This is a genomic window from Nocardioides zeae (assembly GCF_030818655.1).
GTDB lineage: Bacteria > Actinomycetota > Actinomycetes > Propionibacteriales > Nocardioidaceae > Nocardioides > Nocardioides zeae_A.
This window is the reverse complement of record NZ_JAUTAN010000001.1, coordinates 918,182-935,738: the sequence shown is the minus strand read 5'-3', so window position 1 is coordinate 935,738 and position 17,557 is coordinate 918,182. Positions and strand designations below refer to the sequence as shown.

Annotated in this window: 16 protein-coding genes; 7 read left to right on the top strand and 9 right to left on the bottom strand. The window is 74.6% G+C overall.

Annotated elements, in window-relative coordinates; genetic code table 11:
* Positions 1–68: 68 nt before the first annotated feature.
* Positions 69–965, bottom strand: a complete 897-nt coding sequence (locus QE405_RS04435; RefSeq protein ID WP_307199005.1) for a hypothetical protein — start codon at positions 963–965, stop codon at positions 69–71.
* Between the two features lie 84 nt (positions 966–1,049).
* Positions 1,050–2,276, bottom strand: a complete 1,227-nt coding sequence (gene moeZ / locus QE405_RS04430; RefSeq protein WP_307199004.1) for an adenylyltransferase/sulfurtransferase MoeZ — start codon at positions 2,274–2,276, stop codon at positions 1,050–1,052.
* A 258-nt stretch (positions 2,277–2,534) separates the two neighbouring features.
* Between moeZ and QE405_RS04425 the strand changes: the two genes are divergently transcribed.
* On the top strand, positions 2,535–3,206 hold the full coding sequence (locus QE405_RS04425; RefSeq protein WP_307199003.1) for a TetR/AcrR family transcriptional regulator: 672 nt from the start codon (positions 2,535–2,537) through the stop codon (positions 3,204–3,206).
* 74 nt (positions 3,207–3,280) lie between these two features.
* Positions 3,281–3,493, top strand: a complete 213-nt coding sequence (locus QE405_RS04420) for a DUF3107 domain-containing protein (RefSeq protein WP_307199002.1) — start codon at positions 3,281–3,283, stop codon at positions 3,491–3,493.
* Between the two features lie 85 nt (positions 3,494–3,578).
* On the opposite strand, the gene QE405_RS04415 is transcribed toward QE405_RS04420, so the two are convergent.
* Entirely contained in the window at positions 3,579–4,301 is a 723-nt protein-coding gene (locus QE405_RS04415; protein WP_307199001.1) for a ferritin-like fold-containing protein, read from the bottom strand.
* 227 nt (positions 4,302–4,528) lie between these two features.
* Between QE405_RS04415 and QE405_RS04410 the strand changes: the two genes are divergently transcribed.
* The gene (locus QE405_RS04410; protein ID WP_307199000.1) at positions 4,529–6,049 is read left to right on the top strand and encodes a DEAD/DEAH box helicase; all 1,521 of its coding nucleotides are present in this window, start codon (positions 4,529–4,531) and stop codon (positions 6,047–6,049) included.
* A 158-nt stretch (positions 6,050–6,207) separates the two neighbouring features.
* Here the strand turns inward: QE405_RS04410 and QE405_RS04405 are convergent, their stop codons facing one another.
* Positions 6,208–6,984 carry a ParA family protein gene (locus QE405_RS04405; RefSeq protein ID WP_307198999.1) on the bottom strand — a complete coding sequence of 259 codons (777 nt, stop codon included), beginning with the start codon at positions 6,982–6,984 and terminating at the stop codon, positions 6,208–6,210.
* A gap of 58 nt (positions 6,985–7,042) precedes the next feature.
* On the opposite strand from QE405_RS04405, the gene QE405_RS04400 reads away from it, so the two are divergent.
* Positions 7,043–7,825, top strand: a complete 783-nt coding sequence (locus tag QE405_RS04400) for an SDR family NAD(P)-dependent oxidoreductase (protein WP_307198998.1) — start codon at positions 7,043–7,045, stop codon at positions 7,823–7,825.
* Positions 7,826–7,927: 102 nt separating this feature from the next.
* Here the strand turns inward: QE405_RS04400 and QE405_RS04395 are convergent, their stop codons facing one another.
* Genes QE405_RS04395 through QE405_RS04385 form a run of 3 tightly spaced genes read right to left on the bottom strand, consistent with a single transcriptional unit; the run spans position 7,928 to position 10,125 of the window.
* On the bottom strand, positions 7,928–8,818 hold the full coding sequence (locus QE405_RS04395; RefSeq protein ID WP_307198997.1) for a PHP domain-containing protein: 891 nt from the start codon (positions 8,816–8,818) through the stop codon (positions 7,928–7,930).
* Positions 8,819–8,841: 23 nt separating this feature from the next.
* Positions 8,842–9,486 (bottom strand): DUF6758 family protein, encoded by a 645-nt coding sequence (locus QE405_RS04390; protein ID WP_307198996.1) that lies wholly within the window; start codon positions 9,484–9,486, stop codon positions 8,842–8,844.
* A gap of 33 nt (positions 9,487–9,519) precedes the next feature.
* Complete coding sequence (locus QE405_RS04385; RefSeq protein ID WP_307198995.1) at positions 9,520–10,125, bottom strand: histidine phosphatase family protein; 606 nt, start codon at positions 10,123–10,125, stop codon at positions 9,520–9,522.
* Between the two features lie 75 nt (positions 10,126–10,200).
* Here QE405_RS04385 and QE405_RS04380 point away from each other — a divergent pair, with 75 nt between their 5' ends.
* Positions 10,201–11,886: a DUF885 domain-containing protein gene (locus QE405_RS04380; RefSeq protein ID WP_307198994.1), complete on the top strand. Its 1,686-nt coding sequence runs from the start codon at positions 10,201–10,203 to the stop codon at positions 11,884–11,886.
* A 130-nt stretch (positions 11,887–12,016) separates the two neighbouring features.
* Here QE405_RS04380 and QE405_RS04375 read toward each other — a convergent pair whose 3' ends face one another.
* Entirely contained in the window at positions 12,017–13,063 is a 1,047-nt protein-coding gene (locus tag QE405_RS04375; protein WP_307198993.1) for a DUF2332 domain-containing protein, read from the bottom strand.
* 17 nt (positions 13,064–13,080) lie between these two features.
* Positions 13,081–14,115, bottom strand: a complete 1,035-nt coding sequence (locus QE405_RS04370; protein WP_307198992.1) for a MaoC family dehydratase — start codon at positions 14,113–14,115, stop codon at positions 13,081–13,083.
* Between the two features lie 119 nt (positions 14,116–14,234).
* Between QE405_RS04370 and QE405_RS04365 the strand changes: the two genes are divergently transcribed.
* Both QE405_RS04365 and QE405_RS04360 read left to right on the top strand, forming a co-directional pair.
* Positions 14,235–15,971 carry a serine/threonine-protein kinase gene (locus QE405_RS04365; RefSeq protein ID WP_307198991.1) on the top strand — a complete coding sequence of 579 codons (1,737 nt, stop codon included), beginning with the start codon at positions 14,235–14,237 and terminating at the stop codon, positions 15,969–15,971.
* A 126-nt stretch (positions 15,972–16,097) separates the two neighbouring features.
* Complete coding sequence (locus tag QE405_RS04360) at positions 16,098–17,519, top strand: serine/threonine-protein kinase (RefSeq protein ID WP_307198990.1); 1,422 nt, start codon at positions 16,098–16,100, stop codon at positions 17,517–17,519.
* Positions 17,520–17,557: the final 38 nt, after the last annotated feature.

Genomic DNA, 17,557 nt, shown 5'->3' with positions numbered 1-17,557 from the left:
TCCCAGCCCGGAGCCGGTCCGCGTTTTCCTCTACGGACCGACCCGGCCGTCCTGTCAGGCGACCCGGGTCAGAGCCCGAGGCCGCCGTTGAACTCCTCGGTGCCCGGCACGAGCTGCAGGCCGTCGATGCCCGCGTGCTCCTGCGCGTAGGCCAGCTCGCTCGCCAGGTCGCCCACGCCGTTCGACAGCGGCAGCGGGGCGAGCGCCAGCGTGGAGAGCGTGCCCAGCGCGTTGCCGTCGGCGTCGAGGAAGCCGGAGCCCGAGTCGCCGGGGACGCCCGGCGTGAGGGTGTAGACGGAGTGCGACCAGCCGTTGCCCGTCTCCCCCAGGCTGAGGCCGAACTTGGGCGAGAGCACCTCGATGCCGCCCCGCAGGCTCGAGTTGCCGAAGGAGAAGACCTGGGAGCCCGGCGAGGTGCCCGTCGTGGAGAGCGCCACGGGGCCGCCGAAGAAGGGCACCGACGGGTTGACGTCACCGGCGTCCGCGGCGTCGACCTCCACGAGGGCGAAGTCGTTGTAGGCGCAGGTGTCCGCGTCCGTCTCGCCGACGGCGTCCATGGCGAGCCAGCTCGAGTAGACGAGCGTGCCGCCGCCCACGCGGGTCCCCTCGGCCAGCAGCGAACCGCCCTCGACGAAGTCGACGCGGGTGCCGAGCGGGAGGGACCCGGCCTCGCAGCCGTCGGTGTCGGTGGCCTCGCCGGTGCCGGCGCAGTGCGCGGCGTACCCGACGTAGGTCGAGCCCGCGGCGTCCGTGAACACGAAGTTGCTCGTGCACTGGGCGCCCTCGGTGTACATCTGCACGCCGGGGTGGATGCTCGCCGTGGCGGCATCCGCCCAGGTCGTGCGCGGGGCGGCCGAGGCCGGCGCGGAGGACGCGGCGACGACGAGCGAGGCGGCGAGGGCGCCGGAGAGGAGTCCGGCGGCGGTCTGGCGACCGGTGGGGAGGGAGGTCCGAGAGAGGGTCATGTCGTGACGAACGACACACCCCCCGGACGGGTTACGCGCGGGTAGCCCCGGAGGGCCACCCGCGCGTGCCGGGACCGTGCGGCGTCAGTACGCCGGCTGGCTCGGGTCGATCTGGTTGACCCAGGCCACGACGCCGCCGCCGACGTGCACCGAGTCGTCGTAGCCGGCGCCCTTGAGCACGGCCAGCGCCTCGGCCGAGCGCACGCCCGACTTGCAGTGGAGGACGACCTGCGTGCCCGAGTCCACCGACGGCAGCTGCTCGAGCGCCGAGCCGTTGAGGAAGTCGCCCTTGGGGATCAGCACGGAGCCGGGGATGCGGTTGATCTCGAACTCGTTGGGCTCGCGCACGTCGACGAGCACGAAGTCGCGGCTGCCCTCCTCGCGCTCCTTGAGCATGTGCTCCAGCTGGACGACCGAGATCGTCGAGCCGGCGGCCGCGTCGGCCGCCTCCTCGGACACCGCACCGCAGAACGCGTCGTAGTCGATGAGGCCCGTGACGGTCGGGTTCTCGCCGCACAGCGCGCACTTCGGGTCCTTGCGGACGCGGAGCTTGCGGTACTCCATCTCCAGCGCGTCGTAGATCATCAGCTTGCCGACGATGGGCTCGCCGGCCCCGGTCAGCACCTTGATCGCCTCGTTGACCTGGATGGAGCCGATGGAGGCGCAGAGCACGCCGAGCACGCCGCCCTCGGCGCACGACGGCACCATGCCCGGCGGCGGGGGCTCCGGGTAGAGGCAGCGGTAGCAGGGCGCGTCCGCCGACTCGCCGTTCTCGTCGACCGCGTGGGGCCAGAACACCGAGGCCTGGCCGTCGAAGCGGTAGATCGAGCCCCACACGTAGGGGATCTTCAGGAAGTACGCCGCGTCGTTGACCATGTAGCGCGTCGCGAAGTTGTCCGTGCCGTCGACGATCAGGTCCCAGCCCTCGAAGACCGAGAGGACGTTGTCGTTGTCGAGGCGCTCCTCGTAGACGACCACGTTGACGAGCGGGTTGATCTCCTGCACCGACTCCTTGGCCGAGAGCGCCTTGGGGCGACCGACGTCGGACTGGCCGTGGATGATCTGGCGCTGCAGATTGGACTCGTCGACCTCGTCGAACTCGACGATGCCCAGCGTGCCGACGCCGGCCGCGGCGAGGTACATGAGCGCCGGGCTGCCGAGGCCGCCGGCACCGATGACCAGGACCTTCGCGTTCTTGAGGCGCTTCTGCCCCGTCATCCCGACGTCCGGGATGATCAGGTGGCGGCTGTAGCGGCGGACCTCGTCGACGGTCAGCTCGTCGGCCGGCTCCACGAGTGCTGGGAAGGACACGGGTTCTCCTCGTCCGGGTGGTGCTTCTGGGTGGGGAACCGACCGGAGGCTGGGCGACCGGTCGGACATCGGGCGTCGATCGGGCAACACCGGGTGCGTCGCCCATGTTCCCGCGCGGCCCCCGCCGCGCCGTACCGCTGTCCGTCATCCGGACCGCACCGACCGGCGCGGCGCGCCGCGGCCCGGCGCGGCCGGCAGGTGACCGGGCGGTAGGCTCGGCGCCCGCAGCGCAGCGCAGGACGACGAGGAGACACGCACGTGGGCATCGGAGACTTCGCACTCGGGGGCGGGAGCGCCCGGCCTCGGGGCAATCGGCTGCCCCGCAAGGAACGCCGTGCCCAGCTCCTGGAGTCGGCGCTCGAGGTGTTCGTCGCGCAGGGCTACCACGCGGCCGCCATGGACGACATCGCCGAGCGTGCGGGCGTCTCCAAGCCGGTGCTCTACCAGCACTTCCCGGGCAAGCTGGACCTCTACCTGGCGCTCCTCGACCAGTCCTGCTCGACGGTCATCGCGAGCTGTCGCGAGGCGCTCGCCTCGACGCCCGACAACAAGCTGCGCGTCGCGGCGACGGTGAAGGCGTTCTACGACTACGTCGCGCACGACACGGGCGCGTTCCGCCTCGTGTTCGAGTCCGACCTCACCAGCGAGCCCGCCGTGCGCGCCCAGATCGAGCGCGTCACCGCGGAGACCGCCGACCTCGTCGCCGAGGTGATCGCGGACGACACCGGGCTGCCGACCGAGGCCGCCAAGCTGCTCGCGGTCTCGCTCGTGGGAATGGCGCAGGTCAGCGCGCGGTTCTGGCTCGCGGAGGCGCAGGGCATCTCGCTCGACGACGCGGTCGCCCTCGTCTCCGGCCTGGCCTGGCGCGGCATCCGGGGCTACCCGAAGTCCGACGAGGCACACGCCGCCGAGGCCGGCTCCGCCGGCTGAGGCAGCACCCGGTAGAACGGTTGCAGAACCACGGGATCCGCACGGACCCACCCGAGCCCCAGGAGGAACCTCGCATGGAGATCAAGATCGGCATCCAGCACGCGCCCCGCGAGCTCGTCCTCGACACGGACCTGGACGCGGAGGGCGTGACGGCGCTCGTCACCGGCGGAGCCGACGTCCTCACGTTCACGGACACGAAGGGCCGCACGGTCCTCGTCCCGTCGGCCAAGCTGGCCTACGTCGAGATCGGCACCCCGAGCGTCGGGCACGTCGGCTTCCGCGGCTGACCCGCCCCGGCCCCCCCGCACGGAGAACGCCCGGCCTCCCGCTCACGCGGGGGCCGGGCGTTCGTCGTACGGCGGGGGTCGGGCGCTAGTGCGCCAGGCCGAGGGTGGTCATGCGGGCCGCGTGCCGCTCGGTCATGCGCGAGAACATCTTGCCGATCGCCACGAGGTCCAGCCCGGGCCGGTCGACCCCGCCCGCGATGAGCGCGGCGAGGGCGTCGCGCTCGGCGGCGACGCGCTGCGCCTGGGTGAGGGCCTCCCCCATGAGCCGGCGGCCCCAGAGGGCGAGGCGGCCCGACAGCTGCCGGTCGACCGCGAAGGCGGCGCGCAGGCGCTCGACCACGAAGTCCGCGTGCCCCGTGTCGCCGAGGGTGGCGATGACGAGGTCCCGGGTCTCCGGGTCGAGGAAGGCGGCGACCTCCCGGTAGAAGTCGTTCGCGATGCCGTCGCCGACGTAGGCCTTCACGAGCCCCTCCCACCAGTCGGCGGGCGCCGTGTGGCGGTGGAAGTCCTCGATCGGCTTGCGGAAGGGCGCCATCGCCTCGAACGGGTCGGCGCCGAGCTCCTCCAGCCGCATGCGGAGCGCCGCGACCTGGTCGAGCTGGCCCGCCGCCAGCGTCGCGAGCGCCACCTTGTCCTCGAGGTCGGGCGCGAGCTTCGCGTCCTCCGCGAGCCGCTCGAAGGCCGAGATCTCGCCGTAGGCGATGGCGCCGAGGAGGTCCACCACGGCCGCCCGGTAGGCGGGGTCGTCCAGCTCGCTCGACGCCTCGGAGAGGTCCGCCGTGGCGCTTCCCGTCGGGGAGTCGGTCATGGTCCGCAGCCTAGGGGATACACTGGCGTGCGCCGAGCGCAGCCCGCGCTCGCCTCTGCGGCGGAGGAACGACTCCGCCGGTATGTGCGTGGCAGACCTCCTCGCCTCCCGCCCGACCGACCGCGGCCCGCAGGGCCCGACCGCGCCGGAGCGTCTCGAACGGGTCGGCCACACCGATCGACCACGAAAGCGACGAGACACTGACCACCACGTTCCGCACCCTCGGGGTGCACCCCCAGATCTGCGACGCGCTCGAGCGCGCCGGCATCACCACCCCGTTCGCCATCCAGGAGATGACCCTCTCGGTCGCCCTGGCCGGCACCGACCTCATCGGCCAGGCCCGCACCGGCACCGGCAAGACGCTCGCCTTCGGCATCCCGGTGCTGCAGCGCTCCGTCGGCCCGCAGGACGAGGGCTACGACGCCCTCCCCGCCGGCAAGCCCCAGGCCCTCGTCGTCGCCCCGACCCGCGAGCTCGCGCTGCAGGTCTCGAACGACCTCAAGCTCGCGGGCTCCGACCGCGGCATCCGCGTGCTGACCGTCTACGGCGGCGTCGGCTACGAGCCGCAGCTCGAGGCCCTCGAGGCCGGCGTCGAGGTCGTCGTCGGCACGCCCGGCCGCCTCCTCGACCTCGCCAACAAGCGGGCGCTCGACCTCTCCCACGTGCGCAGCCTCGTGCTCGACGAGGCCGACGAGATGCTCGACCTCGGCTTCCTGCCCGACGTGGAGAAGCTGCTGTCGAAGACGCCGGCGTCGCGCCAGACCATGCTCTTCTCGGCCACGATGCCGTCGGCCATCGTCGCGCTGGCGCGGATGCACATGCGCTCGCCGATGAACATCCGCGCGGAGTCGTCCTACGAGAACGCGACGGTGCCGGCGACGGCGCAGCACGTCTACCAGGCGCACGACCTCGACAAGCCGGAGATCATCGGTCGCATCCTGCAGGCCGACGACGCCGACAAGGTCATCGTCTTCACCCGCACGAAGCGCCAGGCGCAGCGCGTCGCCGACGACCTGGAGGAGCGCGGGTTCGCCGCCTCCGCCCTGCACGGCGACATGGCGCAGGCGGCCCGCGAGAAGGCCCTCGCCAAGTTCCGCGAGAACAAGCTGCGCGTGCTGGTGGCCACCGACGTCGCCGCGCGCGGCATCGACGTGGCCGGCGTCAGCCACGTCGTCAACCACACGTGCCCCGAGGACGACAAGACCTACGTGCACCGCATCGGCCGCACCGGCCGGGCCGGCGCCTCCGGCGTCGCCGTCACGTTCGTCGACTGGGCCGACGTGACGCGGTGGAAGGTCATCAACAAGACCCTCGACCTGCCGTTCGACGAGCCGGTCGAGACCTACTCGACCTCGCCGCACCTCTACACCGAGCTGTCGATCCCCGAGGGCACCAAGGGTCGCATCGCACCCGAGAAGCCCCGCGAGCCGCGCGAGTCGTCGCGGTCGTCGCGCGAGCCCCGCGAGAAGCGCGACGGCGACCGCACCTCGCGCAACCGCACCCGCACGCGGACCCGCAGCGGCGAGCGCCTCGACGGTGCCGCCTCCCCGACCGCCGCCGCGGTCGAGACGACCGCGGTCGTCGAGGGCGACGGCCCGGCCGAGGGCGAGCCCCGCACCGACGGCCCGTCGCGCAACCGCCGCCGTCGTCGCCGCTCGCGCGGTGGCGCGGGTCGCTCCACCGAGGGCGGCAGCGGCGCCGAGACCACGGCCGACGCCCCGGCGGCGTCCGCCGGCGCCGAGGGCTGAGCCCGCGGCGTACTCCTGCAGTCGAACCCCGTCCGGTGTCGCGCCGGGCGGGGTTCGTGCGTTCGGGCTGTGGCGATAGTCCCTGACGTTCCGCACGCGACACGCCGGTCCCGGGCCGCGGCCCGGTGCCGAACGTCAGGGAGTACGCCGCGGCGGGATCAGCGCCGGGCAGCTCGCTCCACGAGCGCGGCCGCGACCTCCCGGTACGCCGCGGCGCCCTTCGTCGAGTTCGCGGTCGCGAGGATCGAGCGGCCCTTGGCCGGGGCCTCGGCGAACCGGATGGTCTTCGGGATCGGCGGCGAGAACACCTCGAGCTCGAACGTGCCGGGGATCGACTCGAGCACGGCCCGGGCGTGGGAGGAGCGGCCGTCGTAGAGCGTCGGCAGCACGCCCCACACCGCCAGGCGGCGGTTGGTGAACCGCTTGACGTCGTGGACGGTGTCGAGCAGCTGCGAGACCCCGCGGTGCGACAGCGTCTCGCACTGGAGCGGGATGACGACGCCGTCGGCCGCCGTCAGCGCCGCGACGGTGAGCACCCCCAGGGACGGCGGGCAGTCGAGGAGGACCCAGTCGTGCTCCACCTCGTCGTCGGCGAGCTGCTCGAGCGCGGCCTTCAGCACGTGCTCGCGGCCCGTGCGGGTGAGGAGCTCGGCCTCGGCCCGCGCCAGCTCGATGGTCGCCGGGAGCAGGTCGACGTCGTCCTCGGTGCGGATGATCACCTCACGGGCGTCCAGCCCCTGGGTGAGCACCTGGTGCACCGAGAGCTCGAGGTCCTCGGGGTCGACCCCGAGCGAGAACGTCAGCGAGCCCTGCGGGTCGAGGTCGACGACGAGGACGCGCTGACCCAGCTCGGCGAGCGCCGCGCCGAGGGAGGCGACGGACGTGGTCTTCGCGACGCCGCCCTTCTGGTTCGCGATCGCGAGAACGGTGCCCATGGCGCCCCATCATGCACGAGGAGCACGCCGGCGCGGAGGTGACCGGCATCATGACCCCATGAACGCTCCCGCCTCCGACCCCCGTCCCGTCGCCCTCGTCACGGGTGGCACCGCCGGCATCGGCGCCGGCTACGCCGAGCGGCTCGCCGCCCGCGGGTTCGACCTGGTGCTCGTCGCCCGCGACGCGGACCGGCTCGCCGAGGTCGCGGGGAGCATCCGGGAGCGCCACGGGGTCGCGGTCGAGACGATCGCCGCCGACCTCGTCGACCGAGCCGACCTCGACCGCGTGGCGGCGCGGCTGGCCGATCCCGGCCGTCCCGTGGAGTGGCTGGTCAACAACGCCGGGTTCGGGCTGAAGGGGCGGTTCCTCGACAACGACGTCGAGGCGGAGCAGGCGATGCTCGACGTGCTCGTCACCGCCGTGCTCCGGTTGACCCACGCGGCCCTCGGTCCCATGGCGGAGCGTGGTTCGGGCACGGTCGTCAACGTCTCGAGCGTCGCCGCGTTCCTCCCCCGGGGCACGTACGGCGCGGCGAAGGCCTGGGTGAACCGGTTCGGTCTCTGGGCGGCGCAGGAGTACGGGCCGTCCGGCGTCCGCATCACCACCGTCTGCCCGGGCTTCGTGCGCACCGAGTTCCACGGGCGCATGGGGGTCGAGCGCGCGTCGGCCCCGAAGGCGCTGTGGCTGGAGGTGGACGACGTCGTCGACGCCACGTTCGACGCGGTGGAGGCCGGGAGGGCGCTGGTCGTGCCCTCGCGGCGCTACCGGGTGCTCGTCGGCGCGGCGCGCCTCGTGCCGTCCGGCCTCCTGCAGCGCGCGCAGCGGCTGGGCCGGCAGTAGCCCCCTCCTCGTGTAACGCGGTGTTAGTGCTACTCCACACGTGGTCGACCACGTGTGGAGTAGCCCGGACACCGCGTTACACCTGCGGGTGGGGCCAGACCCTCACCCCGCCGCGCGGGGCCAGATCATCGCGGGCACGTCGCGCCCGGCGGCCCGGGCCGAGGCAGCGGCGGCCTCGAGGAGGCGCTCGAGCTCCTCGGGCGCCGTCAGGTTGCAGCCCAGGTCGTGGTCGACCTTGCCGTGGCCGTGGTAGTCGCTGGACCCCGTCACGACCAGCCCGAGGGACCGGGCGATCTCGCGCAGCTCGGCGCGGGAGGCGCGGTCGTGGTCCTGGTGGTCGACCTCGATGCCCACGAGCCCGAGGTCCGCGAGGTGGGCCAGGCCGTCGTGGTCGAGCACCCCGGGGTCGTGCCGCCCCCACGGGTGGGCGACGACACCGACCCCGCCGGCGGCCCGGAGCGCGGCGAGCATCGTCTCCAGGTCCCCGGCGGCACGGCTGGCGTAGGCGACGCGGCCGGGGCTCAGGTAGCGGTCGAAGGCCTCCCCCCGGGACGCGACGTAGCCCTTCGCCACGAGGGCGTCCGCCACGTGGGGACGCCCGACGGCGGCGGTGGGGCCGGCCAGGCGCCGTACCCCCTCGACGGTCACGTCGAGACCGAGGCCCCGGAGCCGCTGGATCATCGCCGGGACGCGCGCGTCGCGGCCGTCGAGCACCGCGCGCAGCTCCGCGAGGAGCCCGGGGTGGGTCGGATCGGGCAGGTAGCCCAGCAGGTGCACGCCGCGACCGCGGAACCGCGTGCTGATCTCCATGCCCCGGACCAGCCCGATGCCCGCCGCCTCGGCGGCGACCACGGCCTCGTCCCAGCCCACGCTCGTGTCGTGGTCGGTGATGGCCACGACGTCGAGACCGGCGGCGACGGCCGCGTGCACGAGCTCCGACGGCGTGTCGGTGCCGTCGCTCATGCAGGTGTGGGCGTGCAGGTCGATGCGCACGGGGGCGACTCTAGGCCGCCGCGTCACCAGACCGGGCGCTCGCCCCCGAAGGGCAGCTCCACGAGCGGCGGCCCCACCCCGGAGAGGTCCTGGAGGATCCAGTCGTCACGGAGCAGCAGGATCGCCGAGGCGGGTCGCAGCACCAGCCAGAGCCAGCGCCCCTCGGCCTCCCCCGCCACGACGGAGCGGTCGAAGCGGTCGTCGGCCCCGCTCGTCGAGACGGTCCACAACGGCACGGTCTGCTGCCCGATCCGCACGCGCACGTCCGGGGCGCCGCGGCCGACGTCGTCACCCGGGTCGGGACCGCTCGTGCCGGCGCACCGGGCGCCGAGCCCGATGCCCGGCTCCTCGGCGACCACCATCACCTCGACGGGCCCGTCGAGCGCGCTGACCCCGCTCGCGCAGGTCAGCGACGCCCCGGGCCGCGGCGCCTCCCCCTCCCCCGCGATCTCGACGAGCGCGAAGTCGCTGACGTGCCAGGCGGGTCCGAGGGGCCAGGGGAGGTAGGTGGGGAACCCCGGGGTACGCCGCAGGTGGTCGGCGAACGCGTCGTACGAGACCTCCGGCGGGCGCAGCAGCGGCGGCGTCGGCCCGTGGACGTCACACGCCCACGTGCCCTCCCACTCGGTGACCGGCGACGTGCACCGGGGGCATCCCGCGACGAGCATGGGGCCTACCGTGCGGGTCCGGCCCGCGGGGCGTCAAGCGTTCCAGCGGCGCAGCACGCGCTGCTCGCGCTCGTGGCCCAGCTCGGTGAGGCGGGCGGTGTCGAGCCGGAAGAGACGGCCGTCGGCGACGTCCAGCCCGAGCCACCGTGCGGTCAGGGCGCGGAGCAGGTGGCCGTGGGCCACGAGCAGCACCTCGGGTCCCAGCCCCTCGCCCGGCACGTCGCCGCCCCGCTCGTCGGCGACCCGCTCGAGCGTCGCGACGGCGTCGGCGATGACCGCGTCGCACCGCGCGCTCACCTCGCCGGCGCTCTCGCCGCCCGGCACGGGCCCGTCCCAGACCGTCCAGCCCGGCTGCTCCTCGCGGATCTCGACGGTGCGGCGGCCCTCGAGGTCGCCGTACCCCCACTCCACGAGCCGCTCGTCGACCTCCGCGTCGGCGAACCCGATCAGCTCGGCGGTGCGACGCGCCCGCAGGCGCGGGCTCACCCGGGCGGCGACGATGTCGAGCGACGCGAGTCGGGGCGCCAGGCTGCGGGCCTGTTCCTCCCCGGTCGCGGTCAGCGGGAGGTCCGTCACCGAGGTGTGCTTGCCCTCCCGGCTCCACGCGGTCTCACCGTGACGCACCAGAACGAGGCCCATGGGGAGCAGTCAACACCCCCGCCCCCCGGCCCCGTGCCGCTGGGCCCGTCAGGGTCACGGGGCAGGATGGACCCCATGCTCTCGGGAGACACGACCACGCCCCGCCGGATCGCGGACACCTACGTGACGGAGCTGGCGGTCCTCGACCCCCTCGTCAGCAGCAGCCTGGGGCTGCGCGAGCACGAGGACGGGTTGCCCGACCTCTCCCCCGACGGCGCGGCGGCCCAGGCCGACCTGGCCCGCCGCACGCTGGGGCTCCTCGACCGGTACGACGCGGGTGGCGCCGTCGTGCTCGACGACCCCGTGGAGCGTCGGTGCGCCGCCCTCCTGCGCGATCGGCTGGGCGTGGTGGTGGAGGCCCACGACCGCGGCGAGCACCTGCGTACGGTGCGCAACATCTTCGGACCGCCGCAGGCCGTGCGGAGCTCCTTCTCGCTGATGCCGACCGCCACCGACGACGACTGGGCGGCGATCGCGCGGCGGCTGGCGCGCGTGCCCGCGGCGTACGAGGGGTGGGCCGCGGCGCTCGACGAGGGCCGGCGGCGTGGTCTCCTCGCCGCCGAGCGGCAGGTGACGACCGTGGTGGGCCAGCTCGACTCGTGGCTCGACGTCGGGGGGCGCTCCTGGTTCCACGACCTCGTGGCGGGCGGGCCGACGACGCTGCGGGCGGACCTCGAGCGAGGTGCCGACGCCGCGGCCGCGGGGGTCGCCGCGCTGCGGGGGTTCCTCGTCGACACCTACCTGCCGGCGACGGTCGGCGTGCCCGACGCGGTCGGCGAGGACCGCTACCTCTTCGCCACCCGCCAGGTCGCGGGCGCGGCGATCGACCCGGCGGAGACCTACGCCTGGGGCTGGGAGGAGTTCCGACGCATCGACGCCGAGATCCGCGCGCTCGCCGACGACCTCGTGCCCGGCGCCGGTCCGGTCGCCGCGATGCGCCACCTCGACGAGCACGGGGCCGCCGTCGAGGGCGTCGACGAGGTGCGCGCCTGGCTGCAGCAGATGATGGACCGGGCCATCGACGACCTCGACGGCACCCACTTCGACATCGCGCCCCCGCTGCGGCGCGTCGAGGCGATGATCGCGCCGCCGGGCAGCGCCGCCGCGCCGTACTACACGCGGCCGTCCCTGGGCTTCGCCCGCCCGGGCCGCACGTGGCTGCCGACGCTGGGGCGCACCCGCTTCCCGGTGTACGACCTCGTGAGCACCTGGTACCACGAGGGCGTCCCGGGCCACCACCTCCAGCTGGCCCAGTGGGTGCACCGCGCGGAGGAGCTGTCGACGTTCCAGGTCTCCGTGGGGTCCACCAGCGGGGCCACCGAGGGGTGGGCGCTCTACGCGGAGCGCCTCATGGACGAGCTCGGCTTCCTCGGCCCCGAGGAGCGGATCGGCTACCTCGACGCCCAGCTCATGCGCGCCGTCCGGGTCGTCATCGACCTCGGCATGCACCTCGGGCTCCGCGCGCCCGCCGACTCCCCCGTCGCGCCCGGCGAGGTGTGGACGCCGGACACCGCCCGGGCGTTCTTCAACGCCCACACCGGCCGGTCGAGCGACTTCGTCGACTCCGAGATCGTGCGCTACCTGGGCTGGCCCGGACAGGCCATCAGCTACAAGCTGGGCGAGCGCTCGTGGCTCGCGGGCCGGGCCACCGCGCGGGCCCGCCACGGCGAGGCGTTCGACCTCAAGGCGTGGCACATGGCGGCGCTGAGCCTCGGCGCGCTCGGGCTTGACGACCTCGAGACGGAGCTCGGCGCGCTCTGAGGGGCCCGGCCCCGGTCCCAGGAGGTCACGAATTTCCCCGGTCGACCGGGGAAAGTGTCGCTTTGACCATCAAATTTGATGGTCAAAGCGGCGTGTTCCCCGGTCGACCGGGGAAAGTGCCACCCCGCCCTCACCCCCAGCGCACGGGTACGCCGTGGGGCGCGGCGGTGCCGAGGTCGCGGTGGTCGCGGCCGGCGCCCCAGGCTGCGCGCAGCGTCACCGTGAGGGGCCGGTCGTCCCCCCGGCGTCGCGGCTCGAGGGCCAGGTGCACGAACGGGGCGTCCGGCGTCGCGGCCTCGAGCAGCTCCGCGACCCTGCGCTCGACGCGCGCGGCCGTCTGCGCCGGCAGGTACTGCTCCACGACCGCGTGCCACAGCACCGTGGTCGTCCCGTCGACCAGCTCGATGTCGTCGGCGAGGTCGGCGGCGTCCGCCGCCTCGACCGTCGCGGGCACGGCAGCCGCGAGGGCGAGGGCCGCACGGAGACGTTCCCAGCGCTCCGGCTGGTCGGGCCAGGTGTACGCCGCGAGCGTGGTGCGTCCCGCCGTGGTGGTCGGGTCCACCGGGGCGAGGTCGCAGCCCCGGCGCTCCACGACCTCGAGATCCGGCCAGGGACGCAGTCCGGCGAGCCGACCCGTCCAGGCGTCCGCGAGCACGAGGGCGGCGTCCGCCGGTCCCGCGGCGAACCCGTCCGGGCTCGTGCACCGCACGTGGTCGGGCCGCAGCAGCAGCCCGCCGCTCGCCCCGATCTCGTGCAGTCGCAGCGGCCGACGGCACGCGTCGGGCAGGTGCAGCAGCCCACCGAGGAGCGCGGCGACGCGGCCGACCTCGTTGGTCTGCGGCAGGTCGAGCCCGGCCGCCACCGTGTCCGGCTCCGCCTCGAGGAGGTCCCGGAACGCCGCCCACCCGGCCTCGTCCTCCCAGGTCCCGCCGACGGACGGGTAGAACACGGCGAGCCCGCCGGCCCGTCGCTCGAGCACGAGTCGGTGGACGGCCCCCAGCAGCCGCAGCGCGAGCGCGTCCGGCCCCCGCAGGTGCCCGTGGCCCGCGACCACGGCGGCCACGGGCCCGCCCGCGTCCAGGTCGTCGGCGATGCGGGCGCAGAGCGCGGCGTACATCGGCGAGTCGAGCGCGGCGCAGGCCGCCCCCTGCTGCCGGACGGCCTCCGACGGCGTCATCGGTGGGAGGTCGCGCGTCAGCGGGGGACGAACGCCCAGTAGTCGAGGTCGAGCAGCACGCCGGCCGCGTGCTTGCCGTCCTCGCCGCGGAGCGTCATCGACTCGTCACGCCCCTTGGTCGCCACCAGCCGCAGGCGCAGCGCGCCGACGCCGGGCGCGGAGGTCTCCGCCTTGTCGAGCACCTCCGACCAGGCGTAGACGGTGTCGCCGGCGAACGCCGGCGCCGTGTGCGCGCCCGCGTTGATCGCCGCGACCAGCTGCGCGTTGGCGAGGCCGTTGAAGGAGAGCGCCCGGGCGAGCGAGATGACGTGCCCGCCGTAGACGAGCCGTCGGCCGTCGGGGCGCGCCTCCGTGTTGAAGTGCACCTTCGCAGTGTTCTGCCACAGGCGCGTCGCCATCATGTGCTCGGCCTCGGTGAGCGTGACGCCGTCGACGTGGTCGATGCGCTCGCCCACCTCGTAGTCGTCCCAGCGGTGCGGCTCGCCCGCGGCCGTCGTGTCGTAGTCGGTGAAGTCCAGGCCGGCGGGCACGACGAGGTCGGCGGCCGCGACGTACGGCGCCAGCTCGGGCACCACGGTCTCCGGCGCCGGCGACTCGGGGTCGCGCTTGTGCACCATCACCCAGCGCGCCCAGTCGAGGGCGACCTCGCCGTCCTGGTCGGTGGCGGTGGAGCGCACGTAGACGACGCCGCTGCGGCCGTTGGAGTTCTGCTTGAGGCCGATCACCTCCGAGCGCGTGCGGAGGGTGTCGCCGGGGTGCACGGGCCGGTGGAAGCGGCATTCCGCGTACCCCAGGTTGGCGACCGCGTTGAGCGAGACGTCGGGAACGGTCTTGCCGAAGGCCACGTGGAAGGCGACGAGCTCCTCGACGGGGTGGCGCTCGAGACCGACCGACGCGGCGAAGGCGGCCGAGGACGGCACGGCGAAGCGGGTGGGGTAGATCGCGCCGTACAGCGCACGATCGCCCTCGGTGATCGTGCGGGGCGTGGCGTGCTCGAGCACCTGCCCGACGTGGAAGTCCTCGAAGAAGTTGCCAGGGTTGGTCTTCGCCATGCGGGTCATCATGACGGACCGTGCGCCCTGTGGACCACGAGGGCCGGGACCGTCCGTCCCGTGGTCCATGATGGGGCGACGGCCCGGACGTGGGCGGGCCGGGGAGGAGCAGGGAGAGCGTGGCGAGGTATCCGCAGGTCGGCGAGGCCTTCGGCCCCTACGAGGTCACCGGCGTGATCGGCCGGGGCGGGATGGGGGTCGTCTTCGCCGCGCGCCAGCGCGGGCTCGACCGCACGGTCGCCCTCAAGGTGCTCGCCCCCCACCTGGCCCGGCAGGCGGACTACCGCGGACGCTTCATCCGGGAGGCCGGTGCGCTCGCGCGCCTCGACTCCCCCCACGTCATCCACGTCTACGACCACGGCGAGATCGAGGGCTGCCTCTACCTGGCGACGCAGCACGTCGCGGGGGGCGACCTCGGTCGTCTCCTCGGCAGCCACGGCGCGCTGCCGACGCGCGCGGCGCTCACGATCGCCGCCCAGGTCGCGGAGGCGCTCGACGACGCGCACCGGGTGGGCATCGTGCACCGTGACGTGAAGCCGTCGAACATCCTGCTGCGCGCCGGCGGGTCCGAGCCGTTCTCCTACCTCTGCGACTTCGGCATCGCCCAGGAGGAGCGCGCCGAGCTGACCGCCACGGGGGCGGTCGCCGGCACGGTGGCCTACCTGGCGCCCGAGCGCTGCCGGGGCGAGGACGCGACCCCGGCCACGGACGTCTACGCCCTGGGCTGCGTGCTCGTCGCGGCGTTGACGGGCCACGCGCCCTACCGGGGCAGCGACATCGAGGTCGGCGTGCAGCACCTGCAGGCGCCCGTGCCCCAGCTGCCCGGGAACGACCCGGGCACCGCGGCGCTCAACCGGCTGCTGCGCCGAGCCCTCGCGAAGGACCCGACCGAGCGCCACGCGAGCGCCGCGGAGCTCCGCGACGAGCTCCGGCACGCGCTCGACGTCACCAGCCACCGCGACGCGAGCCTGAGCGTCCCCGCCCGGCCGGTGCCGGGGCCCGCCGGCGCGGGCCCGGGGACAGGCCCGGGGACAGGCCCGGGGACAGGCACAGGGACGGGCACGGGGAGGGGCACGGGCACGGGCCTCCCGCCCGGCGGGTGGCAGCCGCCGGCCCGCCGCTCGCGGGCGCTCCCCTGGGTCGCCGCCGGGCTGGTCGGCGTCGTGCTGCTGGCGGCCACCGTCGTCGGCGCCCTCGTGATGACCCGCGACGACCCGACGGACGAGAGCACCGGGGACCGCTCGTCGGAGTCCGGCGACCCGACCTCCGACCCGACCTCCGACCCGACCTCCGAACCGACCTCCGACGAGGCGTCCGACGAGGCGTCCGACGAGGCGTCCGACGAGCCCGCCGGCGGTGGGGCGGCGTCGGGCACGACGTTCCCCGCCGCAGCGACGGCGACCCCGGCGAGCGGCGAGGTCGTCACGACGGACGCCTTCACCTACCAGGCCCCGGAGGGCTGGGAGCCCTACGACCACCGGTCCACCTCCATCACGTCCGCCATGGTCGCGACGGTGCCGACGCGGGGGTTCAGCCACAACGTGAACACGGTCGAGGAGGCCGTGCCCGAGAGCACGACGCTCAACCAGGTCGGCATCGGCATGATGACGAGCCTCCAGCAGCTGGGGGCCGAGGACATCGAGGCGCACGGCATCTACGCGCTGGACGGTGTCGACGCCGTCTACCAGTCGGCGACGCTGCTGGCGGCCGGGGACGTGCCCTACCGCGTGCACCAGTTCGTGGCCCTGAAGGACGGGATGGCGCACACCCTGACCTTCAGCCAGTCGGTCGACACGCCGGAGGACGAGGGCGCCGCCGAGATCGGGTCCGTCCTCGCCACGTTCGCCTGGCGCTGACCGGGCGCCACGGCCGATCCCGCGGGTCCCGACGCGTTTCTGGGCGTGTCCCGCGTGGGATAGGTTCGTTCGGCACTGCAAGGATCTGCGGGCCGCGGAGCAGGATCGGGTCGGTGAGGAGGCCGCATGGCGAAGTTCCCCCAGGTGGGTGACGATTTCGGCCCCTACCGGATCACCGACCAGATCGGCCACGGCGGCATGGGCGTGGTGTACGCCGCGGAGCAGGCCGGCCTCGGCCGCACCGTGGCCCTCAAGGTGCTGTCGCCGCAGTACGCCGCGCAGGACGACTACCACGAGCGCTTCGTGCGCGAGGCGTCGACGCTGGCGCGCCTCGACTCGGTGCACGTCATCCACATCTACGACCACGGCGAGCAGGACGGCTGCCTCTACATCGCCATGCAGAACGTCCGCGGGGGCGACCTGGGCCAGGCCATCAAGGCGCAGGGCGGCCTCCCGGTGCGCGACGGCGCGACGGTGGTCGCCCAGACGGCGGGCGCGCTCCACGACGCCCACGCGGCCGGGGTCATCCACCGCGACGTCAAGCCGAGCAACGTGCTGCTCCGGGACTCGAGCGACGACCTCCACGCCTACCTCTGCGACTTCGGCATCGCCCAGGGCGACCAGCCCGGGCTGACCGTGGCCGGCTCGGTCGCGGGGACGATGGGCTACATGGCCCCGGAGCGGTGCCGTGGCGAGGCCGCCTCGCCGGCGAGCGACATCTACGCCCTGGGGTGCGTGCTCTGGACGACCCTCGCCGGCCGTTCCCCCTTCGCGGGCACCGACGTCGAGGTCGGGCTCGCGCACCTCAACGAGCCGGTCCCGCAGTTCCGGGAGACCGACCCGCTGGCCCGCATGGTCAACGCCGTCCTGCGCCGCTCGATGGCGAAGGACCCCGCCGCGCGCTACCCCGACGCCGCCGCGATGCGCCGCGACCTGCGTGCCGTCGCGGACCGGGCCCGCACGCGGGACGACCTCCGCCTCGTCCCCGACCGCGGCGAGCGCGGCGGGGTCGCCGGCTCCCCGGCCACCGGCGGGTCCCACCCCTCGTCGCCCTCGTCCCCCTCGTCCGCCTCGTCGTCGGGCCACAGCGCCAGCTCCAGCCCGAACCGCCGCACGCCCCCGCCCTACCGCGGCGACGCCGCCTCGGCGGGCTCCAGCGCCGGCCTCCCTGTCCGCCCCGGAGCACCGCGACCGGGAGGTGCCCGGAAGGCGCCCCCGCCGTACGCGCCCCCCGGTGGTGGGCACAGCCGGGGGTCCAGTCCCTCGAACCCGGCGTACCCGCACCCCGGCGGCGGGCCGTCGCGCGGGTCCAGCGCGTCCAACCCCGCCACGCCGCTGCCGCGGCCCGCGCCGCGGCCGGGTGCCTCGAGCCCCTCGAACCCGTCCCACCCGTCCCGCCCGGTCGGCCCGCCGCCCCTGGTGGGGGCGGGCCAGCGCCCGGACCGGCCCGCGTCATCGGGCGGGCCCTCGGGGCAGGCCATCGCGGCCCTGGCGGTCGCGGCGGCCGCGGTGCTCGTGCTGCTGATCGTCGTGCTGCTGACCGTCTGACCGTTGGCGTCCGAGGCCGCCGCGGGGCGGTAGCGTTG

Excerpts from the sequence above, each read along its gene's own strand:
- QE405_RS04420 (WP_307199002.1), top strand. The coding sequence starts at position 3,281 with ATGGAGATCAAGATCGGCATCCAGCACGCGCCCCGCGAGCTCGTCCTC.
- QE405_RS04360 (WP_307198990.1), top strand. The coding sequence starts at position 16,098 with ATGGCGAAGTTCCCCCAGGTGGGTGACGATTTCGGCCCCTACCGGATC.
- QE405_RS04370 (WP_307198992.1), bottom strand. The coding sequence starts at position 14,115 with ATGGCGAAGACCAACCCTGGCAACTTCTTCGAGGACTTCCACGTCGGG.
- QE405_RS04415 (WP_307199001.1), bottom strand. The coding sequence starts at position 4,301 with ATGACCGACTCCCCGACGGGAAGCGCCACGGCGGACCTCTCCGAGGCG.
- QE405_RS04385 (WP_307198995.1), bottom strand. The coding sequence starts at position 10,125 with ATGGGCCTCGTTCTGGTGCGTCACGGTGAGACCGCGTGGAGCCGGGAG.
- QE405_RS04405 (WP_307198999.1), bottom strand. The coding sequence starts at position 6,984 with ATGGGCACCGTTCTCGCGATCGCGAACCAGAAGGGCGGCGTCGCGAAG.
- QE405_RS04400 (WP_307198998.1), top strand. The coding sequence starts at position 7,043 with ATGAACGCTCCCGCCTCCGACCCCCGTCCCGTCGCCCTCGTCACGGGT.
- QE405_RS04390 (WP_307198996.1), bottom strand. The coding sequence starts at position 9,486 with ATGCTCGTCGCGGGATGCCCCCGGTGCACGTCGCCGGTCACCGAGTGG.
- QE405_RS04380 (WP_307198994.1), top strand. The coding sequence starts at position 10,201 with ATGCTCTCGGGAGACACGACCACGCCCCGCCGGATCGCGGACACCTAC.
- QE405_RS04375 (WP_307198993.1), bottom strand. The coding sequence starts at position 13,063 with ATGACGCCGTCGGAGGCCGTCCGGCAGCAGGGGGCGGCCTGCGCCGCG.
- QE405_RS04435 (WP_307199005.1), bottom strand. The coding sequence starts at position 965 with ATGACCCTCTCTCGGACCTCCCTCCCCACCGGTCGCCAGACCGCCGCC.